The sequence below is a fragment of the ANME-2 cluster archaeon genome, from assembly GCA_014237145.1.
Taxonomy (GTDB): Archaea; Halobacteriota; Methanosarcinia; order Methanosarcinales; family Methanocomedenaceae; genus Methanocomedens_A.
Window position 1 is genome coordinate 1 of sequence record JAAXOC010000009.1, and the last position, 19,383, is coordinate 19,383.

22 protein-coding genes and 2 pseudogenes are annotated in these 19,383 nt (G+C 43.8%); 5 read left to right on the plus strand and 19 right to left on the minus strand.

What is annotated here, in order from left to right:
- Positions 1–200: 200 nt before the first annotated feature.
- From HF974_01495 to HF974_01515, 5 genes are all read right to left on the minus strand, one after another.
- The gene (locus HF974_01495) at positions 201–467 is read right to left on the minus strand and encodes a type II toxin-antitoxin system RelE/ParE family toxin (GenBank protein MBC2697018.1); all 267 of its coding nucleotides are present in this window, start codon (positions 465–467) and stop codon (positions 201–203) included.
- On the minus strand, positions 464–652 hold the full coding sequence (locus HF974_01500; protein MBC2697019.1) for a hypothetical protein: 189 nt from the start codon (positions 650–652) through the stop codon (positions 464–466). The genes HF974_01495 and HF974_01500 overlap by 4 nt, the downstream gene beginning before the upstream one ends.
- 127 nt (positions 653–779) lie before the next feature.
- Positions 780–1,163, minus strand: coding sequence for a type II toxin-antitoxin system VapC family toxin (locus HF974_01505; protein ID MBC2697020.1), 384 nt, complete (start codon positions 1,161–1,163; stop codon positions 780–782).
- Between the two features lies 1 nt (position 1,164).
- Positions 1,165–1,383, minus strand: coding sequence for a hypothetical protein (locus tag HF974_01510; protein ID MBC2697021.1), 219 nt, complete (start codon positions 1,381–1,383; stop codon positions 1,165–1,167).
- A 642-nt stretch (positions 1,384–2,025) separates the two neighbouring features.
- Positions 2,026–2,415 carry a plasmid pRiA4b ORF-3 family protein gene (locus HF974_01515; protein MBC2697022.1) on the minus strand — a complete coding sequence of 130 codons (390 nt, stop codon included), beginning with the start codon at positions 2,413–2,415 and terminating at the stop codon, positions 2,026–2,028.
- A 108-nt stretch (positions 2,416–2,523) separates the two neighbouring features.
- On the opposite strand from HF974_01515, the gene HF974_01520 reads away from it, so the two are divergent.
- The gene (locus HF974_01520) at positions 2,524–2,943 is read left to right on the plus strand and encodes a hypothetical protein (GenBank protein ID MBC2697023.1); all 420 of its coding nucleotides are present in this window, start codon (positions 2,524–2,526) and stop codon (positions 2,941–2,943) included.
- Positions 2,944–3,139: 196 nt separating this feature from the next.
- Here the strand turns inward: HF974_01520 and HF974_01525 are convergent, their stop codons facing one another.
- The 6 genes and pseudogenes from HF974_01525 to HF974_01550 all read right to left on the minus strand — a co-directional run bounded on the left by HF974_01525 (position 3,140) and on the right by HF974_01550 (position 6,695).
- The gene (locus HF974_01525) at positions 3,140–3,502 is read right to left on the minus strand and encodes a DUF5615 family PIN-like protein (GenBank protein MBC2697024.1); all 363 of its coding nucleotides are present in this window, start codon (positions 3,500–3,502) and stop codon (positions 3,140–3,142) included.
- Positions 3,486–3,734, minus strand: coding sequence for a DUF433 domain-containing protein (locus HF974_01530; protein ID MBC2697025.1), 249 nt, complete (start codon positions 3,732–3,734; stop codon positions 3,486–3,488). The genes HF974_01525 and HF974_01530 overlap by 17 nt, the downstream gene beginning before the upstream one ends.
- Before the next feature lie 724 nt (positions 3,735–4,458).
- Positions 4,459–4,668, minus strand: coding sequence for a hypothetical protein (locus HF974_01535; protein ID MBC2697026.1), 210 nt, complete (start codon positions 4,666–4,668; stop codon positions 4,459–4,461).
- Between the two features lie 378 nt (positions 4,669–5,046).
- A complete protein-coding gene (locus HF974_01540; protein ID MBC2697027.1) occupies positions 5,047–5,472 on the minus strand; it encodes a hypothetical protein in 426 nt (141 codons plus the stop codon).
- A gap of 135 nt (positions 5,473–5,607) precedes the next feature.
- Positions 5,608–6,267, minus strand: a complete 660-nt coding sequence (locus HF974_01545) for an HNH endonuclease (GenBank protein ID MBC2697028.1) — start codon at positions 6,265–6,267, stop codon at positions 5,608–5,610.
- A 113-nt stretch (positions 6,268–6,380) separates the two neighbouring features.
- Positions 6,381–6,695: pseudogene (locus tag HF974_01550) on the minus strand (tyrosine-type recombinase/integrase).
- A gap of 147 nt (positions 6,696–6,842) precedes the next feature.
- On the opposite strand from HF974_01550, the pseudogene HF974_01555 reads away from it, so the two are divergent.
- Positions 6,843–7,571 (plus strand): annotated as a pseudogene (locus HF974_01555) (ABC transporter ATP-binding protein).
- An 11-nt stretch (positions 7,572–7,582) separates the two neighbouring features.
- Complete coding sequence (locus HF974_01560) at positions 7,583–8,278, plus strand: ABC transporter ATP-binding protein (protein MBC2697029.1); 696 nt, start codon at positions 7,583–7,585, stop codon at positions 8,276–8,278.
- Positions 8,279–8,749: 471 nt separating this feature from the next.
- On the opposite strand, the gene HF974_01565 is transcribed toward HF974_01560, so the two are convergent.
- The 8 genes from HF974_01565 to phoU form a co-directional block, all read right to left on the minus strand.
- Positions 8,750–9,349, minus strand: a complete 600-nt coding sequence (locus HF974_01565) for a hypothetical protein (GenBank protein ID MBC2697030.1) — start codon at positions 9,347–9,349, stop codon at positions 8,750–8,752.
- 711 nt (positions 9,350–10,060) lie between these two features.
- Complete coding sequence (locus tag HF974_01570; protein MBC2697031.1) at positions 10,061–11,089, minus strand: branched-chain amino acid ABC transporter permease; 1,029 nt, start codon at positions 11,087–11,089, stop codon at positions 10,061–10,063.
- A gap of 1 nt (position 11,090) precedes the next feature.
- A complete protein-coding gene (locus HF974_01575) occupies positions 11,091–11,963 on the minus strand; it encodes a branched-chain amino acid ABC transporter permease (protein ID MBC2697032.1) in 873 nt (290 codons plus the stop codon).
- A gap of 43 nt (positions 11,964–12,006) precedes the next feature.
- Positions 12,007–13,308 (minus strand): ABC transporter substrate-binding protein, encoded by a 1,302-nt coding sequence (locus HF974_01580; GenBank protein MBC2697033.1) that lies wholly within the window; start codon positions 13,306–13,308, stop codon positions 12,007–12,009.
- A 262-nt stretch (positions 13,309–13,570) separates the two neighbouring features.
- Complete coding sequence (locus HF974_01585) at positions 13,571–14,506, minus strand: radical SAM protein (protein MBC2697034.1); 936 nt, start codon at positions 14,504–14,506, stop codon at positions 13,571–13,573.
- On the minus strand, positions 14,503–15,192 hold the full coding sequence (locus HF974_01590) for a TIGR00153 family protein (protein ID MBC2697035.1): 690 nt from the start codon (positions 15,190–15,192) through the stop codon (positions 14,503–14,505). The genes HF974_01585 and HF974_01590 overlap by 4 nt, the downstream gene beginning before the upstream one ends.
- Complete coding sequence (locus HF974_01595) at positions 15,192–16,232, minus strand: inorganic phosphate transporter (GenBank protein ID MBC2697036.1); 1,041 nt, start codon at positions 16,230–16,232, stop codon at positions 15,192–15,194. Before HF974_01595 ends, HF974_01590 begins: the two co-directional genes overlap by 1 nt.
- A gap of 3 nt (positions 16,233–16,235) precedes the next feature.
- Positions 16,236–16,904 (minus strand): phosphate signaling complex protein PhoU, encoded by a 669-nt coding sequence (phoU, locus tag HF974_01600; protein ID MBC2697037.1) that lies wholly within the window; start codon positions 16,902–16,904, stop codon positions 16,236–16,238.
- A 202-nt stretch (positions 16,905–17,106) separates the two neighbouring features.
- On the opposite strand from phoU, the gene HF974_01605 reads away from it, so the two are divergent.
- Together HF974_01605 and mtxX are read left to right on the plus strand one after the other, a co-directional pair.
- The gene (locus HF974_01605; protein MBC2697038.1) at positions 17,107–18,516 is read left to right on the plus strand and encodes a dihydroorotase; all 1,410 of its coding nucleotides are present in this window, start codon (positions 17,107–17,109) and stop codon (positions 18,514–18,516) included.
- A gap of 18 nt (positions 18,517–18,534) precedes the next feature.
- A complete protein-coding gene (gene mtxX, locus HF974_01610; GenBank protein ID MBC2697039.1) occupies positions 18,535–19,359 on the plus strand; it encodes a methanogenesis marker protein Mmp4/MtxX in 825 nt (274 codons plus the stop codon).
- Positions 19,360–19,383 lie beyond the last annotated feature (24 nt).

Sequence of the window (19,383 nt, forward strand, 5' to 3'; positions counted from 1 at the left end):
TATATTCAGAGAACACCGATGATGGCGGCTGGAAAAACTGATCATATTTGGTCAATGGAGGAACTTTTGACGTTTCCTTATTTCAGAACATCAGTAAATTAGCGGGTCAATATCTGATTTTCTGCAAATCCATAATTACCTATATCAATTGAATGTTATTAGATATTGTATAGCTGAAACTGGAAGAGAAATCTGGATTTTTACTTATAGACGTCGCCCCTGAAATCAACTCTATGAATTAAGACGACCTTTTGTTCCCATATAACTTCATAAACAATTCTGAATCTACCTTTTCGTATACGATACTTATTCTTATCACCTTTCAGTTTAGCAACATCAAGGGATTTTATAGGAACCGGGTCATCCTTTAAGATAAAAATTGCCTCTTTGAGGCGTTTTCTGTCATGTTTTTGCAGGGAAGATATAAATTTCAAAGATTTTTCTTTGATATTGATATCAAAGGTCATGCGTCCAGTACCTTAAGAAGTTCAGATTCACTGGAAATTTTATCCCTGCCATCAATAGCTTTTAGGTCTTCAGGCTCAGGTTCTTCTTCAGGGATTAATCTATCAACAAGTTTCGAATATAAGTTCGTAAGCATATCAAGATCTGTACGAATTTTTCTTAATTCAATCACAGCTTCGGTTTCCATATAGTTGTTATTTGAGATTCTAGCCTTATAAGTGTTTACCACTACATCTTGTCGCAAAAAAAATCTGCCTCAACTTATACCATCCATGCCCCGCATGCCTAAAACACACACTTCTGCCCCTACAAACTCACAAAAGAACAGCACCCTCAACTCCCTCGAAATGCGCATCCCCGCTTACAACCTTACAACCAAGACGCCTCTGCTGTGCCACAATCAGCGCATCCATCATCCCGAAATCCTTCGCCTTCTTCCTCATCTCGCTCTGTACGGTTACTGTATCCAGCCAGTCCCCTGTAGTAATGCAATGGATATCTGACAGCTTCCTTACAATGCGGTACAGCTCTTCAAAGTCCACATTCTCCCTGATGGCCCAGCCCTTCAATTCTGCAAGACAGCATTCAGGGGTATAGATAACACTGTTCTCATCTTCCACCATCCCCTTAACAAACTCACCCTTTGTTGAACCTATGAAATATTCTACCCAGGCGTAGGTATCCAGAAGATACGCCATATCACCACAGATCCTCATGCTCAGCAGTGTGCTCACGCCTGTAGGGGGACTTTCCCTCAGCAATTCCAAACCCAGATACCTTTTCCTTTTTGACTAAATCCAGGTCAATGATATCGTGTTCCGATAACCCCAGTTCCTCTATCTTGTCTTTCGGGATGATAATTCCCAGGGAATTCCCCCATTTTTTCAGTTCAACAGTTGCGTGGCAAATTCTGATCAAATAAGATATTGTGATCTTTGGCATATATAGTTATACTAAATAGTATAACTATATATGCCAAATAACACCCTGCCATGCCCCCGGTCTCTTGAAAAACCTGTCCCTGCAAGCATCTCCGGCGGCACCAGACAACTAATTCTCCCGCCGCCCCGTCATCTGCACTTTATCCTGCCACTGCAGCCCGCATCGTAAAGCAACTGGGCGCAGGCTGTGAGGTTGAGCGAAAAGGGCGGCCGGGTGGGTGAAGGAGAAGCTCAGCAAAGTGGAAATTGTGTGCGATAGGAGAGCGAAAGATGGAATGTGGGTTGTAATTCGTAAGACATGGATTCACACCAATTTCCGCAGATTGATACTTGTTATTCTCTAAATTTACCGCGAAGGTCGCAAAGACCGCAAAGAAATTGTTACCTTAACTTTGCGTGCTTTTAGGCACGGTTTTACATAAATTATATAATTTAACAGATATATCCCTCAACGGCAGCACTAGTCAACACACAAGACCTACACCCGTATTGATAGTCAAATTCAACCTATCACCCTTTACATCTCTACCACAGTAGGAAGAATCTCCATATTTATGCATTAATCTTGCCTTCTTTGCTCTAGCCCTTACATCAATCCATTTTAGCAGTTTTGCAATAGCTATCTCGTTTTGTTCCTAGAAATTATGCGAGGATATTCTACTTCATTTTCAGGTTCTGCAATACTTTCCAGCGTAATTACATGTTGAATATCGTCACCGAAATCATACACATACTCTAATTTATCTCCTTCTGATAGTGCGAGTTGATATATTAGTTTCTTACTGCCACTACCCCCGCCATCGGGATCGATTTCGCCGTAGCCTTTTGATTTCCATGCTCGACCTGAAAAAAATTCACTTAAATGATCCCATATATCATGGTTGAATGCTTCACGCATGATGTAATCAAAATCTCCAAGTGTTTGATTACCCATGATTTCAATATGAAACCAACTTTTTTTTCGATGCTTCAAAGCAGCTTTAAACATGTATACCTTTTCATCTTCCATAATTATCCTCCTTCTATATGAAAATCACTTTCGCTTAACAATCATATTTATATCTGAAGTTAGACGGATTAGAAAACATTATCATATAAGTTATATATTTTAACTGTCGTGGTTTCACTCTCGTCAGACCCACCAACACCCGTGGCTTGCGCCCGCATCGCAGAGCATCCGGGCGCAGGCTGTGGGGTTGAGCGGGAAGGGCGGCTGGGTGAGTGCAGGAGCAGCGAGCCAAATGAAGATGGTAGGCGGCAGCAGAGCGAAATAAGGCGTGGGGGATGGGGTCATTTCAATATTAGCACCGAGAGCATAGAGGACACAGAGAAAAGCAACAAGGCGCTGTGCACTCTGTGTGCTCTGTGGCTTAAAAATCAGATAAATTATATATTTCAACAGCCATGCCCTCCACCGGCAGCACCAACCAACACCCGCACGCCGTCTGCAGCGATGTCTGGCTGGGGCGGACGTGTGTTGCAAGTGGTGGCTGGACGGTGCATCCATCAGCGGGCGTTCCATACCGGGCACATTTAGCGTGCATAGAGAAGCGCGGACTTTTTGGGATGGTGGTAGAAGTTTTATGGTGAATGTTCATTCTTTTGATAAATAGCCCCCCTTCTCCGAGAGTAATCGATAGCGATCGAAGTATCATGGAGTAAACACATTCAATATCTGATATTCATTATCTATTTAGAAATCACTTAGTGCAATAATTTGCATGATACTTTCATCAACCATAGATAAATTTTCGCCGAATTCTTACCCTACTAGGCATAATTACCGTGAATGACTGCAGAAGTTCTGCCAGATGATCTTCGATAGCAACGGTGATAATCTCTGCTTTGGTTGTGGCTGATAATCCGGCAAGGCGGACGAGAATAATGCCAGGTGCAACTCTATCCTGACGAAATACCAGTTCCCCAAAATCCTTGTCAGCCGTTAACAGTATCGCCTCTTCCTGATTAACCAGATTCAAAACCTCTTGATCAGAAATCCCTGGTTCCATTTCAGCAACGCATAACACAGTATGCCCATCGTGCCTGAGACGATCTACAATCTGTCGATCTACACACTCATCAGCAAGAAACTTCACTTTTCTGCCTCGTAATGGGGTAGACCACATCCGCCCGCAATGCATCTGATGCAAATGCTAACGCAGCACGAATCTTTTCTTCTGTCAGGCGTGGGTGTGCCTCGATGATCTGTTCAATGCTCTCGCCAGCAGCAAGTTTTTCCAGGATTAATTCCACTGTAATACGCGTACCTGCAATTACAGGCTTGCCCATCATGATTGCCGGGTCGGATTGGATAAGATGTCTTTGCATAATGTATGCCTCTTTTTATAGATTGGAATGCAGCGATATATCTGTTTTGGGTATTTGTATGACAGTGGTGGCAAAACGAATGGGGGCTGAAATTCGTTATTCATAAGACACGGATTCACACGGATTTACACAGATTGAAAGTTTGCTGCCTTTTGTTTCACCGCAAAGGTCGCAAAGAGGGCAAAGACAATGTTTCCTTAACTTTGCGTGCTTTGCGGTGCAGTATTACATAAATTTTATAATTTTACAGATATGCCCGCCCCAGGCAGCACCCACAACCACCCGAGGCCGCCGCACGCATGTAGAGCAACCGGGCGCAGGCTGTGGGGTCGAGCGGTAGGGGCGGCCGGGTGAGCAGAGGCAGCGCAGGCGAGTGGAAATGTCGGGAGGCGGGAGAGAGAAGGAATGAATCGGGCTGGATTTCTGCAGAAATTAACCGCAGATGAACGCAAATAAACGCAGATTAAAGGTTGCCGTTCACTGTTTCACCGCAAAGTTCGCAAAACATTGTAACCTTAACTTTGCGTCCTTTGCGGTGCAGTATTTCATAAATTATATATTTCTACAGCCATGCCCACCGCCGGCATGTAGAGCACCCGGGGGCAGGCTGTGGGTTGGGCGACGTTATCACGCTCATGAAAGTCCCGACCATGGATCTGGCCGAAGGCGTGCAATATTGGAGCCGAGGTATGAATGGATTAGACGATGCAGAAATAAAATTAATTCATCTTAACAATGAGAAATAAATTTCTCCCAATTGAGTTTGTCCAAGTTCTGTTAATTCCACTTCGTCCATAGTTCGAATTCCACATTCGGGGCAGATTATGTTCTTTTCAAAATTGGGACGTTCTTCCTTCGATGGAAAGGAGATTTTTCCTATATTGCAATCGAAATATCTTTTGCATTTTTTACATTTGAAATTGAGTTCTGTCATTATTATCACCTTTATATTTTGTAATTATCATTTGTGCAAATATGTTCAGTTATCTCAGCAATTACCGAATCACCTTCACGCCAAATTAGAGTTTCGGGAAAATCGGACTAAAAATTGTAAGTGCAATTCCTTCTGTTAACATTGATAAATCGCAATCATGTAGGTCACTGAAGCTTGCTTCTATTAGCTCAAAGTCTTCTTCTTGAGTGAGTTGTTTTAGTTCATCGTAATTGAACATTATTAGTATTCCTCAAAAACCAATAGCATATAACGCCCATCTGGTATTTGAAGATTGAGCGAAATGAAGATTTGGGCTGAACAAGCCTGAAGGGCAAAGTTATCCAGATACACGCCTGTTATGTGACGTTGACATATTCTTCATTTTGGCCCCGAACCTATTAAATGAAAGATAAATGTATCTTTATTGTCAGATTTAGATAAACCAATATCTCTCCTAATTGCCAATAATAGCTCTTTGAGTAAAGCATCATGTTTTTCAGACGATTTGTTTGTATTAGAATATTCTATTTCATCATAAAATTCCATTAATGCAGTTACCACATCTTGTGGAGCAACAAGGCATATTGTATTGTAAGCCAATGCAAAACGTTCATTAGCTTCTATCTTATCCTTGCCGTCTACGGCTAAATTAGACAACGATGATAAAAGAACTTTATAATGATTCATTTTTTCATGTTGCCATTCAGTTTTTGTCTGCGAATGTTTTGTAAAATAATAGGTTAGTGAGGCAACCAAAATACTCCCAGAGACTGTTATCACGGCAACCAATACATTTGTATCCATAATTTAACATCCATTGTATTTTTGCAATGTCACATAACATTTTGTGGATAAAAGAAGTTGACAAAGGCAATTTGGGCGAAAGTGCGAAGCACCGTAGCCTTTTATCCGTTATTATATGATCGTAGGCTGGCCATGTCATTCCAAGTTGCTTTTTCCAAGGTTGCACTTCGAACATAGTGTTTGTAAATTTTCATAGATTGTCTCACCACCTTTACTCCAAGGCTTTATGTGATCGACATGCAGTTCAACGCTTTGGTCCTTAGCTGGACTAGCACCACATTGGACACAAGTAAAGTTATCTCTTTTTAATACTTGAAATCTCAACCTGAGAGAGGGATCTCTATTTGTTTTCTGTGTAATATCTTTTGATTCGCTGGAGGTAATAACAGTATTATCATTTTCATTTGCGTATTCAACAAAACATCGTAATGCTTCTGACCAAGATCCGAATCGTCTATTATAGGGATGTTGAGAAATGTTAGAGGGGGCTAAATCTAAATCTCTCCGAACAGGTTGTTTACATTTATGTTGCCAAATATTTAATATATTTTCAAATAATTCTTCGTCTGAATAATTATTAATATTTCCTGGTTTCAAACCTGCCTTTAATAGTGCTTTATTCCATGTTCCAAATCGTCGAGAAATATTAGTAACGTCGTATTTTCCATATTTTTTATAAACTCGTTGTGGTAAAATATCCGTATTGTTATCTGATGCAACCTTTTTTAAATTATGTAGTAATTCTTCAGATGAAACAGATGCATTCTTAGGTGGTGTATATTCAAATTTGCCCATTATAATCCTCAATTTTTGGCCAGGTTATGTCGTATAACAATGTATATCCGAACTTACTTCGCATATACATCCCTCTGGTCAAACTTCACAATCGTAATCATTTTCTTCTCCTTTTATCTATAAACCATCCAACAGCTATTAATCTTACCTATATTCTTGTTACTTACATGCATATATATTTCTGTTGTCTTAGAACTTCTATACCCCAGCAATTCCTGGATATATCGAAGGTCTGTACCACTTTCCAGTAGATGTGTGGCAAAACTATATCTAAAAGAGTGACCTATGGCTTTCTTCTTAGTGTCAGCATTTTTATAGGCATTTGAGAATATCTACTCGACCGTCCGGGTTGTTAAGTGCTTTCCCTTATCCCGACTCGGGAATAACCAATTTGATCGTCCACATTCTTCCAGATATCTCCTTGCCATCTCCAACACCACACTCCCATTTCGGAAAAGCTAAATCATATCATACCATAAAACCCAAAAAACGTACATGAAATTCTTCGAATGACATGCTCAAAAAATGAAAGAACCCAAGGGTACTTTCATGCTAAATGATTACAGGTGATTATACTGCTCCAAGCTACCAACCTAACCAAAACATTCGGCGGCCTTGTAGCCGTTTCCAACGTGGATATCCATGTAGGTCAGGGAGAAATAGTAGGTCTGGTAGGACCCAACGGAGCAGGAAAATCCACCCTCTTAAACCTCATCAGCGGCATATATCGCCCCGACTCAGGCTCCATCATATTCAACGGTAACGACATCACCAAAATGCCCCCTTTCAAAGTATGCAAACTGGGCATAACCAAAACATTCCAGTTGATACATTCATTCCCTGAAATGACAGCCCTGGAAAACGTAATGGTCGGAGCCCTGTTCGGTGACGAAGATAACGGCAACATAAAAGATGCAAAGCACAAAGCAATCGAACTCCTCAAATTCATAGGATTCTCAAAAGATAAAATACACCTCCCGGTTAAGAACCTCAACCTCATGGAACTCAAGTACATACAACCTTAACCCAAAGGAGAGCCTCCAGGCCATCGCATCCTGCTGGATGAAGTGACCACGGGCCTCAATCCAAAAGAGAGCCTACAGGCCATCGAACTCATAAAAAAGATGCGCGACAACGGCACATCAGTACTCATGGTAGAGCACATAATGCGTGTCATCATGGGTGTATCTGACCGCATCGTAGTGCTGGATTACGGGAAAAAGATAGCCGATGGTACACCTGAGGAGATAGCAAATGATGAGAAAGTGATTGAATCATATCTGGGTGAGAAGTACATCTTTTAAGAGGTTATGAAATGCTCAAAGTTGAAAATGTCAATGTTTCCTACGGTTCTGTCAAGATACTATGGGATGTGGACTTCCACATCGGTGAAGGAGAGATCATCACAATTATCGGTCCGAACGGTGCAGGCAAGACCACCATTGTCAAGACCATAATGGGACTGCTCAAACCCACATCAGGTACTATCGAATTCAATGGAAACCCAATCCATCTGGCACCCACCCACAAGATCGTAGAAGATGGCATCGCCCTTGTACCAGAAGGAAGAGAACTGTTCCCAAGGATGACCATAATGGAAAACCTGCAAATGGGAGCATACACCTCAGATGAAAAGGAAGATACACTGAAATCGGTGTTCAACCTGTTCCCCAGGCTGGAAGAACGACAGAAACAGTCTGCCGGTACTATGAGCGGCGGTGAGCAGCAGATGCTGGCCATAGCCAGGGGTCTTATGTCACGTCCCAAACTATTGATACTGGATGAACCCTCACTGGGACTGGCACCGATAATGGTCAAAACAGTGTTCGATATAGTCAAGACCCTGAACAGTGAAGGCGTGACCGTGCTGCTGGTGGAACAGAATATCCATCACGCACTGGAAGCATCAAATAGGGGATACGTGCTTGAGACCGGGCGCATCACCCTTGAAGGGTCAAGCAGTGAACTGCTTGACAATAACCATGTCAAAGAGGCATATCTCGGGATGTAGTGCCCGCAACTTTATCAGTGATTTTTTTTCACAAAGGATGCTCTGCGAACCTCTGCGGTTTAATATATTACATCGATTATATAGTTTAATAGCCATGGGGGTCCCTCCACTGCACTCACCACTCCCCGAGGCCGCCGCACGCATGCAGAACACCCGTGCGCCGTCTGCCGCAGTGTTTGGCTGGGACGGGTGCGGTTTGTCTAGATCATAGGGGAGAGCAGAGGGGCCAGCGGGAGATAAAATGCAACGAAAGGACGCTGGGAGTCATTCTATTTTGAGAGATGGATTTCGTGTTATTTTTTAAGTGATTTTAAATACTTTTCTGGTGAAAATGGATAGTTGACTGCATTTTCAAATAAACTGTTGAGAAAGTCCGTTTGCTGTTTACTCCATACTTCATTTGGTACGGATTTGACCCATCGGCTGTAGAAACGTACAAATTCAAGTCTTTCTTTTAGGTTTTGCTTTTTATCAAAATTCGATTCCATAATTGCTACCTTCTACTTTAAGAAGATCCATATAGTGTTTCAATTTTTCTTTGTTTAGATGTTCACCAAATAATTCATATAAATAAACGGCATCTTCTATATCTTTATCACTGCCTAAATAAAGCTTGAAAGGTATCTGGATTTCCAGAGGTGAAATGTTTATACTATCTCGATCGATTTTTACTTCCATATGCTTTTGTAAAGAGTCTTTATCTATTCTGTTTTTAGTAAATTTGATCTCGATATTTGGAATAACAGTATCCTGTATGGCAGCTCTGATTGCAAGTTTGTCATTAAGCATTCCATATAACTCTAAAGGATTTTCGGCATTTAAAAACCAATATTTCTTTTGGCGTAATTCGTCATTAAGCTGTTTGAACTTTTTGAAATCAATTTTTTCAATAAATATATCGATATCTTCCGTTCCCCTGGATCTTCCGAAGAGTATAGAAACATAACCACTTACAATAACATAATCTGTATATTTTTCCAGAATTTTGATAAAGTCTATAACAAAAAGGTCCAGCTTGGAAACCACTTTATTTCTTAGAAAAACATATTTTCCTTCTATTTCAAGTTCCATATTATTTACCTTATCCTTAATTTGTAAATTAGAACTATCCCAATTCCATTGCTTCTTCAATTGGCATTTTTTTGAATTATCCGTTTATTGGAAACAAATTTGCTTATGTTTATGTTTTTTCATATACTGTTATTACTTAGGAACTACTTTACTTCTTTTTATATATAATCATAGGCACCATATATGCCTGTTGTATTGCTAACCGGGCCACAAGTTGTTACTCAATGTTCCTACTGGTAAGTGCGTGTAGAATACTAAAGGTGAAGTAAAGCATCTGGGTGCAGGAATCAGCGACAAGCAGGGGGGCATAAGAGCCTAAGAATGAACTAACGAGGGGGGGAATTAGTTCAATACTAACTGCAGAGAGTCATAGAGAAAAGCAAAAATGCTCTGTGCACTCCGTGTCCTCTGTGGCTTAAGAATTACGAGACCGTCACATTACATGTTGGTATTATCAAACTAACCGCAGACGAACGCAGATAAACGCGGATACGCTACCTGAAAATCTGTGTTCATCTGTGTTTATCTGTGGTTTAATTAAATTCACCAACACGAATTGTAACGGTCTCAGAATTACACAAACTATATATTTTAACCACCATGTCACCACCGGCAGCCCTCACCACCACCCAAGGCCGCCGCCTGCATACAAAGCAACCGGGCGCATCACCCTTGAAGGGTCAAGCAGTGAACTGCTTGACAATAACCATGTCAAAGAGGCATATCTCGGGATGTAGTGCCCGCAACTTTATCAGTAATCTTTTTTATTAGCGGCATCAAGCCCTTAGGCAGGAACAGAATCTCAAGAACCAGTATCACACCAAGGATAAGCAGACGGTCAATGCTCATACCCCACAATCCCATCTGTTCCCATAGAATATTTATTACCAGTGCACCTATGACGGGACCGCCTATTGTCCCGATTCCCCCGCTTATTGTCATAATAATAGGCATAAAGGAATTATGTATGCTGAATATCTCAGGGTTGATGAAATAATTGTAAGGAGCGAACAGTGCTCCTGCAAATCCTGCCATAAACGTACTGATCATGAACGCTATCAGCTTATACCGTGTGATATCCACACCCATCATGCCAGCTTCGGCCTGGTTCTCCCTGATAGCCGCAAAGGCAAACCCGATCTTTGACCTGATCACCAGGTGAGATGCCAGTATTGTTCCTACCATAGCGAAGAAGAACAGGTAATAATATTGGGCTCTTGACACAATGTCAGGTGAATATATTCCAAGACTGCCGCCAAGCATATGTGGGTCCATGCTGCCTGATAGACCCACTGCAATAAGTACACCATTTATTGCCTCGATAAAAACTGATAACTCATTTACCACAGCAGCCATTATTATAGCAAAACCGAATGTGACAAGCCCCAGGAACCATTCTTTTAACCTGACACAAATAATACCTAAGAACAATCCCACCATTGACGCAGCCAGTGCGCCGGTCAACACTCCCAACACTGGTGTTACACCGTTTATAATAAGGATGGTGGAAGCAAAGCCCCCTATACCAAGAAAAGCCGCATGTCCCAGGGATGCCTGTCCTGAATATGCCAGCAGGTTCCAGCTTGTTGAGAACATGATATAGAAAAACGTGAGTATTATTATCCTGTTATAGAAATCGTCAGTTATCACCAGTGGCAGTGCCAGCCCGATCATCACCAGTAATAAGTATGCTGAGTATGAGGAAACTGCATATTTGCTAACCAGTTCTCTAACAGTCATGTCAATGTTCCTCCCCGAAAATACCGGTCGGCCTTATTACCAGCACGATGATCAGAAGTACGAATGCCACTGCTTCCTTCCATGCTCCCCCGAAATAGAATATAGTAAAATTCTGGACCAGTCCCAGCATCAATCCTGCGATGATAGCACCCGGGATGCTGCCAAGACCGCCAATAATGATCACTGTGAAGGCCATGATACCTGGTATGGTACCCATATACGGATTGAAAGGGGACAGGATAGCGTGGACCGTACCCGCTGATGCGGCCAGGGCTGAACCAATCCCGAAACTCAGCATATACATATGATTGACATTTACACCCATTAACATAGCTGCTTCATGGTTCTGGCTGGTTGCCCGCAGCGCCCGGCCCACATCGGTCCTTGTAAGGAACAAATATAGACTGATAAGTATCAATGCCGTAAATGCAATAGCGATAATCCGGTCATATGTTATGTTCAGCACTCCAAGGTCCAGGGTCATTGAACTGTAAGGACTGTTGATCTTTTTGATGTCGTCTGTCCATAATTTCACTGCTGCATTTTGAAGAATATAAATTAAACCAAGGCTTAAGAATATCTCGTTCAGTTTTCCTGTTCCCAGAACCTTCCTGAACCCAAAACGTTCTATTATTACTCCAAAAATCCCAATGATGACCATTGAGAATAGCATTAGGAAATAAGGGTTCAGACCTGTGTAATAATATAGTCCGAAACTGGTAAAAGCGCTAAGCATCATGATCTCGCCATGAGCAAAGTTCACCACCTTCATCACACCGAATATCATATTCAGGCCCACTGCCATGAGTACATAGATACATCCGGCTGTCAGGCCCCAGATGAATATCTGTAACAATGTGGTGATTTCAGTCATGCTAAAAGATAATTAATAAAAATAAAGGAAATCGGTGGATCGTTCATCCACCAATTTCATAGTTGTCAGGCAGTACAAAGTCTTGCTCTTTTAGACTATCCGGAAGGACGATGACAGGTTTGAGTTCTTCAGTCTCCTCGTCCCAGAACATCTGTTCAATGAATATAATTGGTGATATCTCATTGTACTCATCAAAGGTGATGTTCCCGCCTTCCAGCAAAATAAGCATCTCGGATTCGTTAGTCTGTTTGATGGCATCCCTTACCTGTGTCCGATCAAGTGAACCTGCTCGCTCAATTGCAGAGGCTGCCAGATAGATACCGTCGTAGGTATCAGCACCCATCATACCAGGCATTTCATCCCATTTGGCTAGATATGCTTCCTTATACGGTCCCATCAGTTCAGTGTATTCGGCTGCATAGGGTGCGAACTTGCTTTCAAGAAGCTGGCCGTCGCCCCATTCGCCCAGGAGTTTGTAGAACGCAGGGTCCTCGTTACATTCCACTGCCATGTAAAGCGTATTAAGACCTACATCCCTCTGTCCCTGGATATAGACACTGGATGTGTCCTTCACAAAACCAACTGTGTAAACTGCATCAGGTTTTGCTTCTGCTATCTTGGTCAGGTATGTGTGGAAATCAGTTTCATCTGTGGGATACTTCTCCTGAGCCACTAATTCTATTGGCATGCTGTTATCCTCAATATATGCCACACTGGATTCAATAACACCTTTTCCATAGGCATCGTCCCTGTATATCAAAGCCAGTTTCAGGTCCCTGTCTGCGGCAACCATTGGTTTAAGTTCGTCCACAAAGAACTGCAGGATGGGCTGTGAATAGTCGTCCGTGGTTGAACAGTAATGGAAGAAATAACTGGTATCGATCTCTGTTCTTCTTGTAACCTGGGAACTGGACGCACCTGTGATAATGTACGGCACTTTACCGGCGGCCGGTACCTGGTTGGCCAGAGTGACACCACTGGAGAAACCGCCCACAAGTACTACTACATTCTCGTTTGTGATCAATCGCTCCACAGCAGTTACACCTTCGGTTGGTGAAGTTTGTGTATCTCCTTCTACCAATTTCAGTGGTATTTTTACTCCATATTCTTCTACATACACTCCACCATCTGCATTGATCTCTTCTACTGCCAGGACAGCAGCCTGTTTCATGTCATTACCTACATCAGAAGCACCACCGCTAAGCGGCGCTACAAGTCCGATGTTGATGTATTCAGGCGTACCTTCTTCAGACGTACCTTCTTCAGACGTATCGGTACAACCTGCGGTAATGAGTACTAGAAGAATTAATGCGATAATGGATAATTTAGCATTAATTATTTTCATAACTTTTATTCCTCCTATTATATAAATATTGAATAAACAAAATCATACTATTTCTTAGTATATATATATTTAAGTTTTTCTAAATTCTAAACATCCGGGACTACACATATTATGATTCTCATAATGAGCAGTGTGTTCACAATATTATCCATAGATATAGTCTCCGGCCGGGGTCGTGTCTCCGAGTAAAAACTGGTCCCAATTTATTGCCAATATTCGTGTACATCATATACAATCATTGGATACTTCCCTGCCATACAGTTCACTCGTTAGGAAATCCCCTGTGCAGCCCCAGTCCCCTGGCCATATCCAGCACATTATAATATTCCTCAATGTACACAGCCCTGTTAATATCCTCAAATTCCATTGCACGATATGCGGGCCTGTACTGAAGCATAATATTCACATAACTCTCCCTTGATATTTCATTGGCAATGAACTCCAGCACCTGCAAACTATCAGCCCCGTTATTGGGAAGTACCAGGTGGCGCATCAGCAGCCCGTGCCAGGCAATAGTCCGATCGATCACAAGGTCGCCCACCTGCCTGTGCATCTCACGCACCGCCAGCTTGCACACCTCGAAATAATCAGGGGCATCACTGTACAGTTTCGCACTCTCAATGCCGCCATACTTGATATCAGGCATATAGATATCCACAATACCGTCAAGCAGTTCCAGGGTCCGGGCATCCTCGTAACCGCTGCAATTATACACAACAGGCAGTCTCAACCCCTTTCTGGCTGCAATAGCCACGGCCTTTACAAGATGGGGCGTGTAATGGGTCGGAGTGACAAGATTGATATTGTGGCAGCCGATACGCTGGAGCCAGAGCATGCTATCTGCCAGTTGCTCTTCGGTGATTGGATTACCTTTTCCCTCATGGCTGATATCATAATTCTGGCAGTACACACAGCGCAGATTACAATTTGCGAGGAACACAGTACCCGAACCTCCAATTCCAGCCAGGGGAGCTTCCTCCCAGAAATGGGGCTGGACCGAGGACACCACCAGTTCAGCACCGGCCTGGCAGTACCCTATCTCACCATCAAGCCTGTTCACACCGCAATTCCTTGGACAGATATCACAATGCTCAAGTTTCGAAAACAGCTTTTCGATACGGTTGTCAATCTCACCACTATTGACCAGTTCCATATAGGCCGGCTCAAATTCAGTTAAATAATCTAATTTTTCATTCATCTTCGTAAGATCATCGTCCTTAGGCGGTCTGCTGCCTTACTGGCACTATCAGCAATGTTGCCCATATCCCGCAACAGACTTATCAAATAGAACACGCCCGTACCGCCAAGTTCGTCCTCGTATTTGAAGACCGTGGCCTGGAGTTGTTTCTTGGTAATATCTGTCTCATGTTCCAGTTCCTCGACAATGGGGACTTTTTTGAGTATTCTCTTAATTTCCTTTTTACTGAAAGATGTTTCAAGGAGTTTGGCAATATCATCCACCATATCCTCATAGGCATCAACAGTTTTGACAATACGCTCCATCAACTCAAGCACCCCTTCCTTGATCTCAGGCTGAAGTTCGGTCTCCCTTAAGGTAAGCCAGTGGGCAGTATGATGGGCATTATCTGCGATCGAGTCCTGGGGTTTCAGGAAAGAAAGCAGGTCATTAGGGTCTACCGGCAGCATCATGGAACTGGGTATGAGCTTACGTATGGTCTGTTTGATTATATCAGCCTCATACTCTATAGCAGATATTTCAGTGTTGAACGTATGCACCGCCATATAATCGCCCCTGCAATAGGCTTTCACGGAAAGCTGCAGCTTTTGCACAGCCTGCCCTCCTTTCTCTGCATGTGTGTGAACAGGTTTAAAGGGTGATTCCCCGAATATTCCAAGCACAGAACGAATATACTCAATTGGCATTATAGCACCTTCATTAATATTACAAATATCAATCCTGATGTCAGGGCGGCCACTGGCACCGTGATTACCCAGGATAAGATTATTTTCTTTATAACACTTAAATCAACCGCTGCAAGACCGCCCGCCAGTCCCACACCCACAACTGCCCCAACCAGGGTATGGGTAGTGGATATGGGTAGTGCACTATAGGAATGACCGAAGACTACCACGGCCGTGGCAAACTCGGCTGAAAAACCCCTCGTGGGCGTCAGCTCAGTTATGCTGCTGCCGACTGTTTCAATAACCTTCCAGCCCCAGGTCCCAAGACCGATCACGATGCCGATACCGCCGATGGCCAATACCCACATAGGTATGACACCGTACTCTGTAATATTGGCAGCAGACAGGGCTGCAGACAGCGGGCCTATGGCATTGGCAACATCATTTGATCCGTGGGCAAGTGCCACAAAACAGGCAGACAGTATCTGGAGGTACCCGAATTTCTTTTCCAGCTTGTAGGGGTCATCCACACGTGCCAAGAGGAAAATGCGTATAATCGTGAATATGGTAAATGCCATCAAGGCCCCGATAAGTGGAGATGTGATCCAGGAGATTACGATCTTTCCCAGCACGATCCATTGTATCTGGTCAATGGTGAAGGTATCAACAAACATGGTAGCAACCAGTCCAAAACCTGTTATTGCGCCCACGATTGAATGGGTCGTGGAAACGGGCAAATGGTAGAAGGTGGCAAAAGTGATCCAGAAACTCGCAGCAAGTATAGCCGCCAGGGAACCGATTATTACAATGTTCGGGTCAACGCTTATAATATTTTCAATGGGTACAATACCCTTTGCGATCTTGGTTGTGACCCTGTCGCCGAATACGAGTGCACCGACCAGTTCAAGCGTGCCTGCTATGATCACTACCTGTTTGATCGATAATGCACCTGTACCAACCGAAGTGCCCATTGAATTGGCCAGGTCGTTGGCACCGATATTCCATGCCATATACAGACCGGCCACTAGCACTAACAGTATGATCGGATCGAAAATATCCATTTCTTAACCCCGTTTGTTCAGGTCCGGCTTTTCGCCGGTTACCATGTACACAACCCTTTCACATAGGTTGTTTATGTGGTCGCCCATACGTTCCAGGTATCGTGACGCAAATGTAAGATGTGATGCATTGGCTATCTTTTTTGGGTCCTCGATCATGTAAGTGATTAGTTCCCGCCTGACCTGGTCGAACAGTGCATCAATTTCCTCGTCCCTGGAAGCTATATCCTTTGCCAGTTCTACATCCTGCTTTTCCAGGGCTTCAATACTACCATCCAGCATTTCCTGCAGGATATCAGACATCCTTGGTATATCCACCAGTGGTTTAATGTGTGGTGAACCTGCAGTGGCCTTGGTGATGTACGCAATTTCAACTGCCAGCCCGCTTATACTTTTAAGGTCGATGATCATCTTCAGGGTGCCCTTTAGCATCCTGAGTTGGGCTGGTGACACTTTTATTGTCATGGTCCTGGTGCACTTATCCTCAACAACATCACCGAATTCATCGATCTCCCTGTTCATTCCAATGACCTTATCTGCCAGGCTAGTCTCCTGCTCTTTGAGGGAAGTGACGGTTCGGTCAATGGAAAGCCTGGTACGCTGCCCCATCTCCTTAATATCCCGGATAATATCCCTGATTATGTTATCAACATCTGTTTGTGCTTTATCCACCATATTTTCACCATGTCAGATACTCAAAATATGTTCTACAAATATGCTCTTTCATCTTAATATCTTGTTACAAAATAGCATAGATATTTTTCGATTTGTGTTTACTGCCAAAGTATCTAAATATTTTCTACATAAAATATATAGTCATATATAGCCCCCTCCTTACATCAGGATTAATATTATATCAATTACATATACAACCACAATGCCTGACACAATAATCAAAAACGCCCGCATCTTTTACCAGGGACAGATACATGAAGCAGAGCTGGCTATTGAAGACGGGAAGGTTGTCGAGATTGCAAAGATCATACCCAAAAATGATTTCGATCTTGTTATCAATGCAGACAATATGCTGGTACTTCCCGGCATAATCGATGTCCACGTTCATTTCAGGGAACCGGGTATGAGCCACAAGGAAGACTGGTATTCAGGTTCATGTTCGGCTGCTGCCGGTGGGGTGACCACAGTAATAGACCATCCCAACACCATACCTCCTACACTGGACAAGGACACTTTCAAGGCAAAACAGGAACTTGCCTCTTCCAGATCCATAATCGATTTCGGGATCAATGCCGGTGTAAAGGATAACCTGGATGAGCTTGCTTCATTGTGGAAGGCAGGCTGCTCGGCCTTTGGCGAGATATTCCTGGGCGAAAGCACGGGTTCTATGACTATAGAGCGCGACCACATGACTGCAGCATTGCAGATCACCCGCGACCTGGATGCCCTGGCATGTATCCATGCAGAAGACCAGGAGATACTCGAATCATATGGCAAATTGACAAAGGGAAACCTGGAGCCCGAGTCTTATTCAAAGAGCCGCCCGAATTTGTCAGAAGCAGTGGCAGTTGCCAATTCTATTGAAGATGTTATGGCTTTCAATGCAAAAGCACACTTGTGCCACATCAGCACCCGGGAATCTGTTGGCCTCATCAGGGGTGCCAAATGTGGAGATTATGGTGATTCCGGGGATTGTGGCGGCACGATCACAGCTGAGGCTGCACCGCACCACCTGTTCCTGTCAAATAAGGATTACGACCGGCTGGGCACACTTGGCAAGATGAACCCACCTCTTCGGAAAAGGCGCAGTCTCCAGTACCTGTGGAATGGCTTGAACGATGGTACTATTGATATCGTGGCCTCCGACCATGCCCCCCATACCGAAGCAGAGAAGCAGACAGATATCTGGTCAGCGCCTGCAGGTGTGCCCGGTGTTGAGACCATGCTGCCATTGATGCTGCTGGCGGTGCGGCGCAATCTTATTCCTTTGCCCAGGATGGTTGAGGTCATGTGCACCAATCCGGCAATGATATTCGGACTGACAAACCACAGGAAGGGCGCCATCTGGAAAGGGTTCGATGCCGACCTGGTGCTTCTGGATACTGCAAATATATCAGAGGTCGATGCTGATAAGCTGCACAGCAAGGCAGGCTGGAGTCCCTATGAAGGTATGGAAGCTATATTCCCTGTAATGACCATATCAGGAGGCGAGGTGATATGGGATGAAGGTATTCATGCCAAAAAAGGACGCGGCAAATTCCTGCCAGGTGCCGGGTACGATGAAAAGGCTCAAGAAGAGCCGGCAGCAATGTGCAGTATTGACGAAAAATAACCATATCATGGTGTGAGCATGAGCGAAATAATCTCAAGTATTGAGAAAAAGGCGGTGGAGAACCATGCCCGGGTTGCCCTGGGTATGGGCAGTGTAAGTTCTAAACTCCTGAATAGTGCGGTTCTGGCAGGTGAATTCGCAGAGGTAGTGCTGGTTGGGAACAGCAGTGAGATTCATGAAATAGGCACAGACCTGGAAGTGGTTCATTCTGTTGAGGCTGCCAAGACCATAGTTGACATGCTTGCCACAGGGGGTGTGGATGCGGCTGTTCGCGGCACCCTGTCGGCCACGTCCACGCTGTCTTATCTCAAAGAAAGGCTGGGTATGAAAAGCCTCTACCGGGTGGCACTGCTTGAAACCCCGGACGGGATTCCGCTGTTCCTGGCTCCGGTGGGTATTGATGAAGGGAGCACTGTTGAGGGTAAACTTGAGTTTATCAGGCGCGGGGCAGAGCACATCAGGAGGTTGGGTGTGGAGCCAAGGATAGCGATACTTTCTGGCGGGAGGTTCGAGGATAAGGGGCGGGACCCGTATGTGGATAAGACGCTGGACGATGCTGAGTTTGTCACACGCAAAGCCTTAGAAGAAGGCTATGATGTACGACACTACGGCATACTTATCGAGGATGCAGTGGGTGAGGCTAACTTTATTATTGCTCCTGACGGTGTTTCAGGGAACCTTATTTTCAGGACTTTGGTTCTGGTTGCCGGTGGGTACGGATATGGTGCGGTTGTGTTGATGGATAAAGTGTTTGTGGATTCCAGCCGGGTGGGCGGGCATTACACTAAGGCCATTATGATAGCTTCCGCACTTGCGGGTAAATCCTCTCTTCGGTTGGGTTGACTTGGAGTATATACTCATGTTACA